Consider the following 276-nt stretch of genomic DNA (forward strand, 5'->3'; position numbering starts at 1 on the left):
GTTCAGGCGGTGCCCCGCCTGGTAGAGGGTTTCCCCCATAATCTCCTGCACCCCGTCAAATCGCCGGGACGGGTAACCGGTGACATCATACTGATAATGCTCGCGCAGGTTCCTTTCATCACTCACCGAGACCACCTGGCCGTTGCCGTTGAGGATATAGTGCAACCGCTGCGCATCGTCACGGGCCGCCGTCAGGTTCAGGGCCGCATCGTATGTATACTGTCTGGCCAGACTGGCATAGGCGGGGTCGGTAATCTCCGCCAGGTCAGCCGGCCG

The 276-nt window shown here is 61.2% G+C and carries 1 protein-coding gene; it reads right to left on the bottom strand.

Annotated elements, in window-relative coordinates; genetic code table 11:
• The coding region (locus ABR397_RS23835) for a hypothetical protein (RefSeq protein ID WP_350307851.1) at positions 1–276 on the bottom strand (276 nt) is incomplete at both ends.

It is taken from the genome of Photorhabdus viridis (assembly GCF_040256935.1).
In the GTDB taxonomy this organism is placed as follows: Bacteria; Pseudomonadota; Gammaproteobacteria; order Enterobacterales; family Enterobacteriaceae; genus Photorhabdus; species Photorhabdus viridis.